Origin of the sequence: Shewanella sp. HL-SH2, assembly GCF_051164935.1 — a bacterium.
In the GTDB taxonomy this organism is placed as follows: domain Bacteria; phylum Pseudomonadota; class Gammaproteobacteria; order Enterobacterales; family Shewanellaceae; genus Shewanella; species Shewanella glacialimarina.
In genome coordinates this window covers 1,030,711-1,046,191 of sequence record NZ_CP195035.1, presented here as the reverse complement: position 1 = coordinate 1,046,191, position 15,481 = coordinate 1,030,711, and the positions used below count along the sequence as shown (strand labels likewise).

18 protein-coding genes are annotated in these 15,481 nt (G+C 40.9%); 6 read left to right on the top strand and 12 right to left on the bottom strand.

The window, feature by feature from the left end; genetic code table 11:
* Window positions 1-5: 5 nt before the first annotated feature.
* The 7 genes from ACRWP9_RS04570 to ACRWP9_RS04540 all read right to left on the bottom strand — a co-directional run bounded on the left by ACRWP9_RS04570 (window position 6) and on the right by ACRWP9_RS04540 (window position 7,437).
* Entirely contained in the window at window positions 6-2,186 is a 2,181-nt protein-coding gene (locus ACRWP9_RS04570) for an LruC domain-containing protein (protein ID WP_434928098.1), read from the bottom strand.
* A gap of 385 nt (window positions 2,187-2,571) precedes the next feature.
* Window positions 2,572-3,579: an NADH:flavin oxidoreductase gene (locus ACRWP9_RS04565; protein WP_434928096.1), complete on the bottom strand. Its 1,008-nt coding sequence runs from the start codon at window positions 3,577-3,579 to the stop codon at window positions 2,572-2,574.
* Window positions 3,580-3,818: 239 nt separating this feature from the next.
* Window positions 3,819-4,058 (bottom strand): hypothetical protein, encoded by a 240-nt coding sequence (locus ACRWP9_RS04560; RefSeq protein ID WP_434928095.1) that lies wholly within the window; start codon window positions 4,056-4,058, stop codon window positions 3,819-3,821.
* On the bottom strand, window positions 4,033-4,932 hold the full coding sequence (locus tag ACRWP9_RS04555) for a glycosyltransferase (RefSeq protein ID WP_434928094.1): 900 nt from the start codon (window positions 4,930-4,932) through the stop codon (window positions 4,033-4,035). The genes ACRWP9_RS04560 and ACRWP9_RS04555 overlap by 26 nt, the downstream gene beginning before the upstream one ends.
* 106 nt (window positions 4,933-5,038) lie before the next feature.
* Window positions 5,039-5,977, bottom strand: a complete 939-nt coding sequence (locus ACRWP9_RS04550; protein ID WP_434928093.1) for an SPFH domain-containing protein — start codon at window positions 5,975-5,977, stop codon at window positions 5,039-5,041.
* Complete coding sequence (locus ACRWP9_RS04545; RefSeq protein WP_434928092.1) at window positions 5,977-6,927, bottom strand: SPFH domain-containing protein; 951 nt, start codon at window positions 6,925-6,927, stop codon at window positions 5,977-5,979. The genes ACRWP9_RS04550 and ACRWP9_RS04545 overlap by 1 nt, the downstream gene beginning before the upstream one ends.
* 54 nt (window positions 6,928-6,981) lie before the next feature.
* Window positions 6,982-7,437 (bottom strand): NfeD family protein, encoded by a 456-nt coding sequence (locus ACRWP9_RS04540; protein WP_434928091.1) that lies wholly within the window; start codon window positions 7,435-7,437, stop codon window positions 6,982-6,984.
* A gap of 235 nt (window positions 7,438-7,672) precedes the next feature.
* On the opposite strand from ACRWP9_RS04540, the gene ACRWP9_RS04535 reads away from it, so the two are divergent.
* Window positions 7,673-8,422, top strand: coding sequence for an outer membrane protein OmpK (locus tag ACRWP9_RS04535; protein WP_226411468.1), 750 nt, complete (start codon window positions 7,673-7,675; stop codon window positions 8,420-8,422).
* A 121-nt stretch (window positions 8,423-8,543) separates the two neighbouring features.
* Here the strand turns inward: ACRWP9_RS04535 and udp are convergent, their stop codons facing one another.
* On the bottom strand, window positions 8,544-9,299 hold the full coding sequence (udp, locus tag ACRWP9_RS04530; RefSeq protein WP_434928090.1) for a uridine phosphorylase: 756 nt from the start codon (window positions 9,297-9,299) through the stop codon (window positions 8,544-8,546).
* Window positions 9,300-9,617: 318 nt separating this feature from the next.
* Here udp and ACRWP9_RS04525 point away from each other — a divergent pair, with 318 nt between their 5' ends.
* On the top strand, window positions 9,618-9,836 hold the full coding sequence (locus ACRWP9_RS04525) for a YdcH family protein (RefSeq protein ID WP_434928089.1): 219 nt from the start codon (window positions 9,618-9,620) through the stop codon (window positions 9,834-9,836).
* A 71-nt stretch (window positions 9,837-9,907) separates the two neighbouring features.
* Here the strand turns inward: ACRWP9_RS04525 and ACRWP9_RS04520 are convergent, their stop codons facing one another.
* Both ACRWP9_RS04520 and ACRWP9_RS04515 read right to left on the bottom strand, forming a co-directional pair.
* Window positions 9,908-11,083: a type III PLP-dependent enzyme gene (locus ACRWP9_RS04520; protein WP_226411474.1), complete on the bottom strand. Its 1,176-nt coding sequence runs from the start codon at window positions 11,081-11,083 to the stop codon at window positions 9,908-9,910.
* Between the two features lie 305 nt (window positions 11,084-11,388).
* The gene (locus ACRWP9_RS04515) at window positions 11,389-11,865 is read right to left on the bottom strand and encodes a hypothetical protein (protein WP_434928088.1); all 477 of its coding nucleotides are present in this window, start codon (window positions 11,863-11,865) and stop codon (window positions 11,389-11,391) included.
* Between the two features lie 151 nt (window positions 11,866-12,016).
* Here ACRWP9_RS04515 and ACRWP9_RS04510 point away from each other — a divergent pair, with 151 nt between their 5' ends.
* The 3 genes from ACRWP9_RS04510 (at window position 12,017) to ACRWP9_RS04500 (ending at window position 13,652) form a co-directional block, all read left to right on the top strand.
* Window positions 12,017-12,850: a mechanosensitive ion channel family protein gene (locus ACRWP9_RS04510; protein WP_434928086.1), complete on the top strand. Its 834-nt coding sequence runs from the start codon at window positions 12,017-12,019 to the stop codon at window positions 12,848-12,850.
* 185 nt (window positions 12,851-13,035) lie between these two features.
* Window positions 13,036-13,458 (top strand): hypothetical protein, encoded by a 423-nt coding sequence (locus ACRWP9_RS04505; protein ID WP_226411480.1) that lies wholly within the window; start codon window positions 13,036-13,038, stop codon window positions 13,456-13,458.
* The gene (locus ACRWP9_RS04500; RefSeq protein ID WP_226411482.1) at window positions 13,455-13,652 is read left to right on the top strand and encodes a helix-turn-helix transcriptional regulator; all 198 of its coding nucleotides are present in this window, start codon (window positions 13,455-13,457) and stop codon (window positions 13,650-13,652) included. The genes ACRWP9_RS04505 and ACRWP9_RS04500 overlap by 4 nt, the downstream gene beginning before the upstream one ends.
* Window positions 13,653-13,673: 21 nt before the next feature.
* Here the strand turns inward: ACRWP9_RS04500 and ACRWP9_RS04495 are convergent, their stop codons facing one another.
* Window positions 13,674-14,129, bottom strand: a complete 456-nt coding sequence (locus tag ACRWP9_RS04495) for a GNAT family N-acetyltransferase (RefSeq protein ID WP_434928084.1) — start codon at window positions 14,127-14,129, stop codon at window positions 13,674-13,676.
* A gap of 40 nt (window positions 14,130-14,169) precedes the next feature.
* A complete protein-coding gene (locus tag ACRWP9_RS04490) occupies window positions 14,170-15,051 on the bottom strand; it encodes a radical SAM protein (RefSeq protein WP_434928926.1) in 882 nt (293 codons plus the stop codon).
* Window positions 15,052-15,210: 159 nt separating this feature from the next.
* On the opposite strand from ACRWP9_RS04490, the gene ACRWP9_RS04485 reads away from it, so the two are divergent.
* Complete coding sequence (locus ACRWP9_RS04485; RefSeq protein ID WP_434928083.1) at window positions 15,211-15,480, top strand: hypothetical protein; 270 nt, start codon at window positions 15,211-15,213, stop codon at window positions 15,478-15,480.
* Window position 15,481: the final 1 nt, after the last annotated feature.

The following is a 15,481-nucleotide window of genomic DNA, read 5'->3' as shown; positions in this document are numbered from 1 at the left end:
GGGCATTAATCTTCAAAAATTAATGCTTCGATGGCGGTCAGATACCAATAGGGGTTAGTTGTACCACTTGCATCTGCTGCAAAATCAACAAACTCTTGATAGCTGCCATCTAAACGCTGTTTTTCAAGTGGATGCTGCCAGGTGTCTGGCACTTCTATGGCCCAGCTCATACCATTTTTATCTTGAAAATACTGTCCAGCCGCCGCATTTGAGGCGTCATCACGTTGACCTAAAAAGGCTTGATTGAATAAATCTGTTGGCGCATGGTTTTTAAGATGAATTTCTAATGCTCGGCCAGGCTCTTTACCCCCATTAATGTTTTTAGCGGCTAATCCATGATCGGTATTAGGTGTAGCGAAGATAAACGGATCGTATGGAAACTCTGGCATTTGGTCTTCATCCACCGCATTTACAAACGGTACGGTCATTTGCCAGGTCGCACGATAACTTGTGCCGCAACCAGGCTCGGTTCTGAAATATTCACAACCGTTACCGCGGGTAGCATGCTGCCAAAGGTCATCAGTAAACTTGAGCACAGCATGAGTTTGCCCCGTTTCAAGCGGAGATTGGGGTTGTTTTACCCCCTGTAATGTCCACTCAATGGCTGACTCCTGCACGTTACTGCGCGCAATACCAGGAAGTTGAACCGCAAAACCATTGTGGTACCAGGCGCCCATGGCAACCAACTGGGCATTAAATCCCACGCGACGCACTTGATTGTTTTTTACAAACTGGGTAATACGTAATTGCATCACCACATCATTCATATCAAAGTCACCTTGATCAGGATATAAATCTTCATACGCCAATGTGGTAAAACCTGATGATGATGGGTAATAGGTCATGGTGACACCGGTTTCTGTCACAGTAATAGGATAATCTTCTACTTCACCGTCACTGACACCGCCTGTTGGTAAAATATCTGCAACAGAACTTAATCTAAATCTTGACCAGGTTTCGCCAGGCTTTGCCCAGTTAGGCACATTGATTAATAAGGTTTGCACGCCTGCAGGCATAGCTTTGGCACTAATGATGCGGTCTTCTTGATCAAATTTGCCATCTTGGGCCCAATCAATCCACCCATTTAAAAATCCGCCTTGCCCTGAGGTAGTGACTAATAAAATCGCTTCTTCACCAATCTCAAATCCCGTGGGCATACTGACACCATCTTCATCATCAATACCATCGCTGCTATCATCAGATAAAGGAGATGGCGAACCATCTGCTTCGTTATCATTCAATATCCCTAATGTTAATGACTCGATAATCCCGTGACGGGCACCGTTATCTGCCATTAAGGTTCCATAACTTGCTGGGGCATCTCCAAAGTCGACCGCATCACCCACTGGCACTTCAGCTAAAGCACAGCGCGCACCATCATTAGAGGTTGAGGAAGGCCCATATGAGAACAATTCAGCTTGAGGCGAACTCTGCTCTACATTTAATTTGTACACATTACCTGTGCCATTATTGCTTAAGTATAAATTGCCTTGTGGGTCAAAAAATTGAGCGCCAAAGGTGAAATTTGTACTGCCGCTGATCACTAGCCCTAAATTTTCAGAGCCGCCGGTAGTGGGATCAATTTTAATTAATTGCCCCTCTTTGCCATTGGTTACCGCATATAAAAAACCATTGGTTGGATGAAAGGCAAAATCAGTAATGTTAAAGCTCGCCTGTGAATTACTGCCAGGGACTAACGTCATGGGATGGTTTTGGTCATCTAAATCGACCCGAAATAGACCCACATTTTTGCGATAACCGTACCAGGCGTTTTCTGCTAACGCCACGTCGCCGACGAAGAAGTTACCCGCAGCGGCTGCAGCAGATGGCGTATCTTTGGCTAATGCTAATGGAATAACTTGGTAATCATTCCCGACTTGACCTAGGGTTTGATGCTCGTAATCCCAGCCATATAAATAATTGTCATTGAAGCTGAAACCTGTGCCATTGAGTGCACCATTAATACCCATATTATCCGACAGAGTGATATAACTGCCTGTGCCTAAATCAACTCCGTAGGCGATGGGTTTAGAGGCAGGAGTTTGAATGATAAATGCTTCGTGGGGACAAGCTTGAAAAGGTTCACTTGCCTGCGCAGATTGGGCCAATGCTAACGTTAAAGCCCCTAGGGTAAATAATCCGGATAAGGGATGACGGGTTAACTGAGTTAATGTGACTAATTTCATATTGGTGATCTCATCTTTCACTGAACGTAACAAACGTACTGCACATAAGATGCCAACATTCAAATCATTGAAATATATGAAATTATATTTAATTATTATCGATTTATCATTTTGCAAAATGCGAATAAATTGCAAAAATAGACTTAATCCTCCCAATCGAAATGGTATGGGAATAGGTAATATCACCCTAAGGGTAATGGCTTGACACTGCCCGTTATCAGAGGCGCGAGAAGTCATTGGGGAGTATTATGGAGAGCATTATTGTGAGTGGAATGTGGGCTTAAATAATAATTGGCAAAAATTTTCGATCAGATACAGAAAATAGGCTCACAGATATGCGAGCCTATTTTTATTCATAAGATTAAAGAGGTTATGCTAAACATCATCACACAACTACTTCGCTTGCTTCACGCATTACACTATGGGCAAATTCCTGCGGCCCTTTGAGTATCGCTCGGCCAACCGCCGCTAAATCAAGCCACTGGTTTTCAATCGCCATATCAATATACTCAGCGGTTTCTATACCACCCACACCAATAATGCACGCCTGTAATCCCGCTTGTTTCAAGAAAGCGGCTTCTTCAACCAAGAAACCTTCACCGCGACGCTCTTTCGGGCGATTCCAACCACCAATACCAGATGAAACATCTAATATCACCACGCCAGCATCAATGAAATATTGACAGGATTCGACAATTTGAGTCTGGGTAAGCCCTTGTGGATAAAGGTCTTGCCCTGGCACTCTGACCATAATTGATAACTGGGTATGCTGCTTAATTTGTTCGATAATCTCAACGATTAACCGTGCACGATTAAGCTGAGAACCACCATATTGATCATCGCGTTGATTGGTCAGTGGTGATAAAAACTGGTTCAGGCCATAGCCATGGGCGCAATGTAGCTCAACAAAATCAAAGCCCGCCAATTCAACCCTTTTGGCTGCATCGACAAATTGCTTTTTCAATACAGCGATGTCGTTTAGCGTCATCATTTTAGGGGTAGGTAAAATACGATCATAGGCTGGAACCGTTATCCCTGATGGCCCCATTAAATCAGGGCACACATCAAGCTGCGCTTTACCGCCGCAATGGGTTAATTGTAGGCCAGCTTTGGCGTCTGTTTGATGAATAGCCTTAGCAATAGCCTTAATTCCATCAATACAATTATCATCATGTACGCCCAACTGATTGGGCTCACTGCGACCTGAAAACGCTACAAAGCTATATTCAACCATCACTAATGACGCTTGAGATTGTGCTAGATTGGCATAATGGCGCAGTGTTTTATCTGTTACCTTGCCATCAAGGGTTGAAGTTTGCGAGGCCATAGGCGCCACCACTAAGCGGTTCTTCAATATATGGTGAGCTATCGGTAAAGCAGAAAAGCGGTTCATATTTAGAATTTCGTTTTGATTGATTTTTGGTATTGTATCTAGCGAGGGGTCAACTTTCGAGGTGAATTTGACCTCTGTGGGGAGTGTGGCGAGTAAGCGCTTTTTGTAATGGTTTAAAGCAACCTAAAATAAACTGATGTATACGTGTAGATGAATAACTTAACCCTCTAATAAACCGCAGTAAAATATACATACCCCCTAGCTTGAGCCAAGCACAATTGGTGAATAGAGTGACAAAACTAAGACAGTATTTTAGTGAACAAGTCGCGCCATTTAGCTTGCACCCTATCCCACTGTTCAATAGACCATAGTTGAACCTGAGCCTCTTTATCTAAGCCATTTTTATCTGAGCAAGCTTTATCTAAGTATGGGTGTTGCAGTTCTGCTGCCATGTTTTGCTCTAGCACATCCATCGAAGACACTTGAGCGGCTTGCCAATCAGCAATAAACGCTTCAATCGCTTGAGTTATTGAAGCCACTGCCCCCCTTTATCGGGGTAACATATGCATCAGGCCAACGTGATGTTATCTCTGTCAATTGGTCGCCCAAACCATCGACCTCGGTAGATATTATCCACTTTTGCATGGCTAACGCTTCAATAAACACCAGTCCAAAGGGTTCCCATCGCGAAGGAATAATTACTGCATCACAGGTCATTAAAAAATCGGCGACATTATCAACCCTGCCAACTATTTCAACATGGGCTAAAGGCGCGGCTAATTTAGTTAATGCAGTTAATTGTGGCCCTTCTCCTGCAAGTTTGAGCTGGCATTGGCTTGTGGCAATATTTGCCATGGCCTGCAGTAATAAATCAAAGCCTTTTTGCTGATGAAACCGCCCATAAGCAGCAATTACTGGTATTTTATGAGTTGCGCTAATAGCCTGCGTGTTTGTGGTCACAAACTGGCTTAAATCACGCCCCTGCCCCACAAGTTCAATCGCACTTGTTGTAACAAGATTATTTGTAATCATCCATTGACGTTGCGACGGTGAGATAGCAATAACGTAATCCATTAAAGCATAAGTCATTTTCAACATACGATAGAAACGGCTGACTGAGGGGATTTGTGACACTACAAAGTGCTGACAATAATGGTGCTCTTGTAACATAAATGGCGTGCGTGGAAACTGCAGTTTTAGCCAAACTAACCCAATCAGTTTGCGCCAGCTAGAAGCACCATGAAAGCAGATAATGTCGGCAGAGGTGGATATTCGACTTAGGCGGGTCAAATCGACATAGCGGATCTCAAAATCATAGTCTTGAGCTAATGACGAATCACAAAGTGCTTGCAAGGCGAAATTGACTCCACCCATGCTGTTATCATCAACACAATGCAAAATTTTTGGCCGCATTTAATCCCTATTAAGGCGAGTAAGAAGTACTTAAATTGTTGCACAACTAACTATAAAAGCAAAATGGGCCAGTAAATACCGGCCCATTTGAGGTTTAACAACAGAATTACTTTTTATCGTCTTTCAAACCAATCGTGTCCATCCAGTATTCAAAGTTCACTAAGTTACCGGGTAATACAATGCGAGTGTCTGTCTTGGTTAGCCCATCTAACTGCTTCATATACTGCTCGCCTAACTGCATACGTAATGCACTTTGGCCGCCTTCAGAAGAAATCACTTGTGCCAGACGCTCAATCGACTCAGACGTCGCTTTAGCTAAGGTTAAAATTTCTTGGGCTTTACCTTCAGCTTCGTTGATTCGGCGCTGCATTTCGCCTTCTGAACGGTTAATGGTTTCCGCCATCACACCCTCAGAGCGGTTAATTTTACTTTGCTTGTCACCTTCACTTTTTGCCAATAATGCACGGCGTTCACGCTCAGCGTTCACTTGCATTTCCATGGCATTTTTAACGGTTTCAGGTGGGGTAATGTTCTTAATTTCATATCGATGTACGCGTATGCCCCAAATCGCACCGGCTTCATCTAATACTTGAACCACTTTGGCGGAAATTAGGTCGCGCTCTTCAAAAGTACGGTCTAAATCTAAAGTGCCAATCACTGAACGTGTAGTGGTTTGCGCTAATTGAATGGCAGCATAACGGTAGTCGGTAATACCGTAACTGGCTTTAACAGGGTCAGTCACCGAAATATAAATCACCCCGTCAACTTCGACATTGACTTCATCGCTGGAAAAACATTCCTGCGGTGGCACGTCAATTGTTTCTTCTTTCAAGTCATGTATATAAGCTACTTTATCAACAAACGGCACTAGCGCATGAAAACCGGCATCTAAGGTGCAGTGATATTTACCTAAACGCTCCACAATACACGCTGACTTTGTTGGGACTAAGCGAATAGATTGGAATAACTTCATCACGAAGATAGCAAAAATAATACCCCAAATACCCATTACAACAATATCGGTATCAATTCCATTTAAGATCATTAGCGTGCTCCTTTTGCTGCTGATTTGGCATTCTGTGATGGTGAACCTGAAACCGCATGGGTAACTTGTTCCATACCTTCAAAAAAGCCTTCCAGTTTTGCCATTTCTGCTGGCACCACTGATACTTGAGCTTCAGATAAAATCTTACCCACCTGACCAATAAACTGCTCTTTCAGTAACATATTCATTGCATCGTTACCGCCATTAACGGTTAATGCCTTACAAATCATTTCCATACCATCGGCTTTTGCATTGGCAATAATGGAGATTTCTTGACCGGTACCAAGTGCTTCATTAATTCGTTTTTGCTTTTGGCCTTCAGATAAATTAATCGCTTCCTGGCGTTCACCCTGCGACATATTAATCATCGCCGCTTTTTCAGCATTGGCTAAGGTAATTTCAGCACGTTTGCGGCGTTCCGCTTCCATTTGCTTTTCAAGCGTATGGATCACATGGTGCGAGGGGGTAATATTTTTAATTTCATAGCGCAAAACTTTAATGCCCCAGGGATCGGAAGCTTTATCAATTTCACGTACAATCGATTCATTTAAGCTGTCACGCTCGGAAAAAGTTTGTGACAAAGTCAATTTACCAATTTCAGAACGCATAGTGGTTTGGGCAAGGTTTACAGCCGCTTTTCGATAATTCTCAATACCGTAGCTAGCTAGCTTGCCGTCCATGACTTTTAAGTAAACTAAACCATCGACTTCTAACTGAGTGTTATCTTTTGAAATACAACTTTGCGGAGGGACATCAAGTACTTCCTCGCGGGTATCGTGTCGGTAGGCAACACGGTCAACAAAAGGGACTAAAAAATGAAAGCCCGGTTGCAATACGGTACGAAACTTTCCTAAACGTTCAATGACATGCACTTCGCGCATAGGCACTATCAACATCAGCTTAAATAAAATAAACATGATGAATAAAAATATTATGGTAAACATGAACATACTCTCTTCCTTTTGATACTACATTAATGACGCTTGGCTATTTGAGTGGATGTGTTACTCCACAAAAGGCTCAACCACTAATGCAATGTTATCCCGACATATGATTCTAACTTTTGTGCCCGATTGTATCTCAGTACCATCACCAAGTGCAGTCCAATCTGAGCCTAAACAACTCACGCGCCCAGTTTGTTGACCCGGGCCAATCGGTTCCTTAACAATGGCAACCTGATTGTACAAATCTAATTCTTCATCTGTGTTATCAACATGTGAGTCCCCACCCACTAGTTTTTGGGTCACATGACGGAAGCTGAGTAACATTACCATTGAGGCAATAAACCACAGGGTTAGACTTTGGCTTATACCTTCGATAATACCCACAGCTAATGCCAAAGCAACCAACAAACATGATGAGCCGAGCAATATTACTATACCGCCTGGAATAATAATTTCCGCTAGCATCAACACTATGCCCAGTATTACCCATATTGAAATTGGGTCACTAAAAGTCATATTCACTCCTTATTCTAGAGTATTCGTCATTAGACTATATCAACTCTTTTACCTTATAGCGACATATTATGTCAGGCAAATAATCCTTCACCTTTTAGTCTGTAGTTAAACGGTATCCTTCGATGCTAATTTATTTATACTCAGGTAACATATTGCGGTAACCCTATAAAACTAAACGTACAATCGGTAATTTTTTTGTATTTGTTCTGATAGCAAAATAAATGAAGGTATTTCAATGAATAAAAACTGGCTCGCTTTAGCCCTTCTCGCCGCTCAACCAGCTATTGCTGATGACATGGTGCAATGGTGGGATTTTAGTGCCACGGCACTTTATGGTGACAACTACGATTTAGCACCATCAGAGACCCAAACAACTATCACAGTTGAAACTGCGGGCGCATGGAAATATGGCGATTGGTTTGCCTTCCAAGATTTTACCCATTTTAATGATTCTAATGGGCAACAAAGAACAAACTATGGTGAAATATCTCCCCGTTTTAGCTATGGAAAAATTTCTGGAAATGAAATTAATCTTGGCCCAATCAAAGATGTTTCGTTGGCACTGACATTAGAAGAAGGCAGAGGTCCTGTAAGCAGTTTGCTTTACGGCGTAGGACTTGACTTTGATATCCCTTATTTTAGCTATTTTCAACTTAACACCTACCGTCGTAATGCGATAAGTAGCGGTAATAACAGCGATGGCTGGCAATTAACCCCTGCGTTTAGAGTTGATTTCCCTGTAGGCAATTCCAATATCGTATTAGATGGTTTTATTGATTGGATTTTTGTAGCCGACAACGGTGGTTATCAAGAGAATCTGCACTTCAACCCACAAATCAAATATGATTTAGGGTCAATTTTATTCGGTCAACATAAAAAGAATAAACTCTTAGTCGGTTTTGAATACGACTACTGGCAAAATAAATACGGCGTAGAAGGGATTGATCAAAATACCTATTCTGCTATTGCTAAATATCACTTCTAACTCAAATTTTAGTCAAATTTCAAAATAGCTTAGTTGCAGTGTTTGTATAGGGCTAAAAGACAAAGGGCACCCTAGGGTGCCCTTTTACATATCAATCACTGTCTTAAAGATAAAATCGGTACTAGAGTAACTTTTTCGCTGCAGCAACAACAATAGATACAGCAACACCTTCGGTTTTCTTCATGCTAGCCTCATCAGGGATCTCTTGCTGAGTGCGGTTTACAATCACACCCGCAACGCAGGCTGCACGCCAACCTTGAGTCGCACACATGGTAAATAAAGTTGCTGATTCCATTTCATAGTTCAGCACACCCATAGACTGCCACTCTTTCATTGAACCGACAAAACGTTGAGTGATGCGGCCAGATACCGTGTCATAACGCTCTTGTCCTGGATAGAAAGTATCAGAAGATGCTGTAATGCCCACATGCGGTTCAACACCTGCATCACGACAGGCGGCAACCATTGCTGTGGTGCAGTCAAAGTTTGCTGCAGCTGGGAACTCAAGTGGCGCAAAGTGCAAGCTTGCACCATCTAAACGTACTGACGCTTGTGTCACAATCACATCGCCAACATTGACATGCGGTTGAATGGCGCCAGTAGTGCCTACACGTAAGAATGTCGTGACACCTAACTGAGCTAATTCTTCTACCGCGATAGAAGTTGAAGGGCCACCAATACCGGTTGAACAAACAACGACAGCTTTGCCGTCGATATAGGCTAAATAAGTGGTGTATTCACGATGGCTGGCAAGAAACGTCGCATTATCCATTAATTCAGCAATACGCTTCACGCGTTCTGGATCACCGGGCACGATTGCTAATGTAGCGCCATCTAACATTTTTTTGGTCAAACCTAAGTGGAATACGTCAGACATGCTGAACCCCTATATTATTTTAAAAATGAAACGCTGTGTTTTATAAACTGTATCCTAGTATTGTCTCAGAAAAGGTTAACTGGATCACATTATTATTTATCACTCATATAATTTGTCATGACAAGGTGGCAAATGAACTCGCTAAAAAGCTGGGTAATTAACTGATAACAGCTCATTAAATCAACATGTAACAATGAAGATTAACATTTTATATCTCCAAAACACGTTAATTTGATTTACATCAAACTTTTACTTTAAAGATAAGAGTAGGTTTAAGGTATAGCAAAAAATAATTATTTACCCTACAGGAGTTTATCTATGTTCCCAGAATACCGTGACTTAATTACTAAACTTAAAACATCTGATGCGCATTTTTTAAGAAAATTTGACGAACACAATCAGTTAGATGAAGAGATAAAGCATTTAGAAACACACAATAGCAGTGATAGTACGCCAGAAGTAAAAGTGCTAAAGGCCAAGAAACTGCACCTTAAAGAAGAGATTTTTGACATTCTGAAAAAACACGAAATGGCTTAACGAAAGAATATACTTCGTTTTAAGCAAAAAAAAGGACGCCTAGGCGTCCTTTGTTGAATTTATATTCTTTATTATAAATAGTAATCTTTAAGCGGTGGGAAACCGTTAAAAGAGACAGCTGAATATGTTGTAGTGTAAGCCCCTGCAGTTAACCAATACATGCGATCGCCAATGGCTAAATCAACAGGTAAACCATAGCTGTAATGCTCATACATGATATCAGCACTGTCACACGTTGGTCCGGCAATGACACACTTATCTAACTTGCCTGTGCGGTCAGTATAGATAGGGAATTTAATCGCTTCGTCAGTTGTTTCAATCAAACCTGAGAATTTACCCACATCGGTAAATACCCAACGTTCAAGTGCGGTATTTGATTTGCGTGAAATCAACACGATCTCAGAAACCAATACACCCGCATTAGACAATAGTGAACGACCAGGCTCAAGAATAATTTCAGGTAAATCATCCCCAAAATCTTCATGCAAGAAATGCTTAATTTGCTGAGCATATGTCGCTAGCTCGTTGGTTTTGTCTACATAGTTTGCAGGAAAACCACCGCCTAAGTTAATCATTTTAAGCACAATGCCGTGTTCTTCACGTAAACGGTCATAAATACTTTTCACTTTACCTATTGCAGAATCCCATGCGCCGATATCGCGCTGCTGAGAACCGACATGGAAAGAAATACCGTGTGGCTGTAGGCCTAACTCTTTTGCTAATACCAATAAGTCATAAGCCATTTCATTCTGGCAACCAAACTTACGTGATAAAGGCCAATCAGCAGTATGAGTGCCTTCGGTAAGAATCCGAACATACACTTTTGCGCCGGGTGCTTCTTCAGCGATCATGCGTAAGTCTGCTTCTGAATCAGAAGCAAACATACGAACACCTTGCTCATAAAAAGAGCGCACATCAACACGCTTCTTAATGGTGTTACCGTAGCTGATACGGTCAGGGCTAACACCAATTGATGTCACCATTTCTAATTCATAAATAGAGGCAATATCGAAGCTAGAACCTTTGTCACGCAATAAGGTTAAAATTTCTTTTGCAGGGTTAGCCTTCACCGCATAATACACTTTAGCAAAAGGGAAACTTTCCACCATGTCATCGAATTGTTTAGCAACGATCTGAGTATCAATGACGACAAATGGTGTCGGCTTGTCTTTCGCGAATTCTTGAATACGGGCGAAAGTATCTTTTTCATAATAATCAGCGATATCAATAGATTGAAATTGGCTCATTAGGCCGGTGCCTCCTCATAGTTGGGCAATAATACTGGGCAATGCTTTAACAATAAATACGTGCTTTTGACAACATGGTAAAACAGGCGAAGTAAACGCTATTTTAAGTTGCGACGCAATGAATTTTTATGCGTCATAGACAATTTTTTATTCCAATAGCCAGCGGCTCTATTTGTCATTTCCACTGCGGAATTATCCATATCAGATACAATTTTAGTTAAAACATGCCAGTTGCTATCTCTATTCAACCAAATATTGGTGAAAATAACAAATGGTTAACCTAAATTAATATTTTCAAGGTGTCATTACCATTGAACAATGAGTGATTCGACATCCTGCGCATATGCAATTGATATCACCTTTAGTTGATTGATTTTTATGATAGTAGCCTGACTTTTTTCGGCAGGAAACCTTGCTGTTATGTCACCTTCTCTATCAAGTCCTAACATAAATGAATAATCTTGCATTTTAGGTACGGCAATAAATTTCGCAATAAGTGAAGGCATACCACTGATATCAGCAACATAAACTAAATTTTCAGGCCGTTTATTTGCTGGTGTTTGTTCAAATGCGGCTTGGATAACTGCTCCGCCGTCCATATCCCGACTAAATAATAAGACCTGTGTTTGTGAAGTTACATTAAGTGGCTTATTAAACTGATTGTGTAAACTCATTTCTGTCAGCGTATCGCCCACTTTTAGTGTCAGCTTATCCGCAATTGTGGAAGTAGATAAAAATAACATCGGTAATATAAAACTTGCCATAAACAGCTGATTTCGCATTTGCCACCTCTAAGCTAAAAATAAGTTTAGTCACGCTACCAAGATAATATGACTAATATCCCAATGAAGATGATTTTTTATAAAGTGAATGAACTTGTTATGATACGGTTCACAAAAATACCTTTATGACTTGCCAAAATAGGGATATCAGATGGACCAACCAAACTTAGACCTGGAACTTGCCCAACTTCAAAATGCTTACAGCCTTATCACTGAGTTTTTAGTTCAGTATAGCTTTCAGCTTGTTGGGGCTTTACTGATATTTTTAATCGGATTATGGCTAGCAAGTAAAGTGGCTAACCTTGTCACTAGGCTATTTGAAAAGCATGAAATAGACATTACCCTGAGTAATTTCACTTCAAACTTGGTTCGCATCATTATCATAGTCATGGTTGCGGTCATCTGCTTAGGCAAACTGGGAATTAGTGTCACACCAATGGTTGCCGCTATTGGTGCAGCGTCCTTAGGGGCAGGACTTGCTTTACAAGGCATGTTATCAAACTATGCCGCAGGGGTGACTATCATAGTGACTCGCCCTTTTGTGGTCGGTAACACCATTGAAGTGAGTGGCGTTAATGGTGTAGTCAGTTTGATCAAACTGGGACAAACAATATTAACCAACGAAGAAGGTGAACAAATCAGTATCCCTAATAAACTCATTATAGGTGAAATACTGCATAACTCATTTGAATACAAGTTAGTTGAAAATACCCTCAACATTGATTATCAAGCTGATACCGCGGCGATAATTACAATAATTGAACAGGCTATTTCTCAGTCAGACAATGTCAATAAAGACCAAAAAATCTTGGTTGGCATCAACGGTTTTAATAGTATTGGTATTGAATTAGGTATGCGGTACTGGGTGCCAACAGAACATTATTTTCAAGCTAAGTATCAAACCAATCAACAAGTGATGCTGGCATTAAAACAAGCCCGCATAACTATTCCTTGCCCAGTGCGCGAAATTCAAATTCAACATTAACCCTAAACAGGGTTAGTTTTTAATATATTAGGCCGACATTATGTCGTCCTTTTTGTTTTCTACCCGCAAAAAGACTTAAATTAACGACAAAAAGTAAACTAGACTTGACATTACTCAGTTGCCACTCCATATTTAAGTAAAGCTTACTTGACATTAAAGCAGGCTAACTTAAAAAGGATACCGAAATGAAAGCACTCGATTCTACTAATACAGATTGGAAACAGCGTAACCAGATTAACACCAAACGACTCGCTAAATGGACGGCAGCATGGGTACTGTCTTTAGCATTAGCCACTTTTGGCGCTCAGTTTATTTGGCAACAAAACCAATGGATGACAGCTACCGCAATAGGTCTTAACTTTCTTATTGGAATAGGGATGATAATAGCTAATAAGCAACATTTAGCCGACTTAGATGAACTTCAGCAAAAGATTCAACTCAATGCTATGGGCTTAAGTTTAGGTATGGGACTTATCATAGGGATCAGCTACTCAACCTTAGATACAACAGGCCTAATTCAAGCTCATGCAGAAATATCCCATCTTGTTATTGTGATGAGTCTGACTTATCTAATGGGCATAATAATGGGAAACAGGAAGTACCAATGAATAATCGCTTGAAAGTATTACGTGCCGAGCGGGACTTAACTCAAGCTCAGTTAGCTGACTTGTTGAATGTGTCGCGCCAAACCATTAATGCGATTGAAAAAGGTAAGTTTGATCCTAGCTTACCATTGGCATTCAAAGCCGCGCGCCTATTTGGCTTAACCATAGAAGATATTTTTATTGATGAACCAAGCTAATGACTCCCTAGCTTGGGTTCATCAAAGGTATTTATGCATAAATAGACTGTGGGGATCTAATGGGTAATCGGCAAATTTTTCGCCTACCTTAAATCCAAAACCTGCGTACAATTGTCTGGCGGGTTTAAAAAATGCCATTGTGCCGGTTTCTAAACTGAGTTGTTGATATCCGTTAATTTTTGCAACATCTAACATATGTTGCAATAATTTTGCAGCAACGCCTTTACGTCTATGGGCATTGGCTACTCGCATTGATTTAATCTCTGCATGTGATGCACTGAGTCGTTTTATTGCACCACATCCTGCAAGTTGCCCATTGTCCCAAATAGTCCAAAAGGTAATATTAGGCTGGCGCAGTTTTGATAAATCTAAAGCATGAACCGACTCTGCTGGAGAGGTTGCGTACATATCCTGTAAATGTTCTTCTAACAATGCTGCTATTTCAACACCAGATAAATCATCGACTCGAATATCCATATTAATAACTTCCTTTTATCTAATATTGAGAGCAACAGGCTTACAGGCCTCTTTGCCATTCTTGTCTTAATGGCACCATACCTTGTAATGCTTGCGTGACTTGTTGGACAAGTTGAGGTTTGTCTTTACCTAACACACCTTTAAGCACTAAATAATTTGAAGCGTGATCAGATCTAAAAATGGTTTTAGTTAACTCAAGGTGAGTCAGCAAAGTATGCATTTCAGCCAATAATCCCTGTTGGTTAGGTAACTCAAACTTACCATCAAATGCCGCATCCATACGCTCAGTACCTAATGGTAAAGTGACCACTAAAGTAGACAGGTAATCAGGTTGAGTTTCATTCATTAACTTAGCTGAGGCTATGGCATGTTGCTTGGATAATTTAACCCCACCCAGCCCCATTAAAATCATTACTGATGATTTCATTCCAGCTTGCTTGATTTTATGAAGGGCTTCAACTGAAGACTGATAATCTTCACCCTTTTGAATACGGGTCAGCACTTCATCATCGCCACTTTCACAGCCGACATAAAGTAAAGATAATCCCATTTGACGCAGCTCAGCTAACTGTTCAACCGTTTTATTTTTCAAATTACGCGGCAAACAGTAACTGCTAATACGAGTCACAGAGGGGAGATGGGTATTAATTAACTCACACATGGCTTTCAAGCGATTAAATGGCAGGCTCATCGCATCACCATCAGCCAAAAACACCCGACTTATTGGATAACCAGATTCAGCGGCGAGTAAAATGTCTTGTTCTATTTTATCTAATTTCTGCGCCCGAAACTGCTTTTGCGGTTGAGTATACATGTCGCAAAAAGTGCAATTATTCCAACTACATCCATTAGTCACCTGTAAGATTAATGACTTCCATTCTGACGGTGGCCTAAACACAGGTTCAATATATTCTAACAAGATCACATCCCTTAATATTCATTTAAATCACACTCTATTACACTTGGTTTATGGCATAAAACATAATTTGTCATAAAAAAGCACTATCCATGAATAAATTTTTTGTTATATTAGCCTAATCAACATTTTAGTTGACTATTTTTCTCTCACAAAGGAGTGTGAATGAGTTACATGATGATGGATCAGACCGCGCTTGATATCGGTGAGCGCCGAAGTGCCCCCTTAGCTAATAGTGAATGTTGGGAGCTCACAACTGCTGAGCAAAAACTCGCACTATACGACTTACATCGTTTCGGATACCGTTTACTGTTTGTTCGGCACACATTAAAAGGTCCAGTGGCTGTAATATCACAACAAAATGACATTGCTGCAATATATCAAGATGGTGAGGTCGACTTACGCCCCAACATCGTTTTACGTAAATCCCACTAAT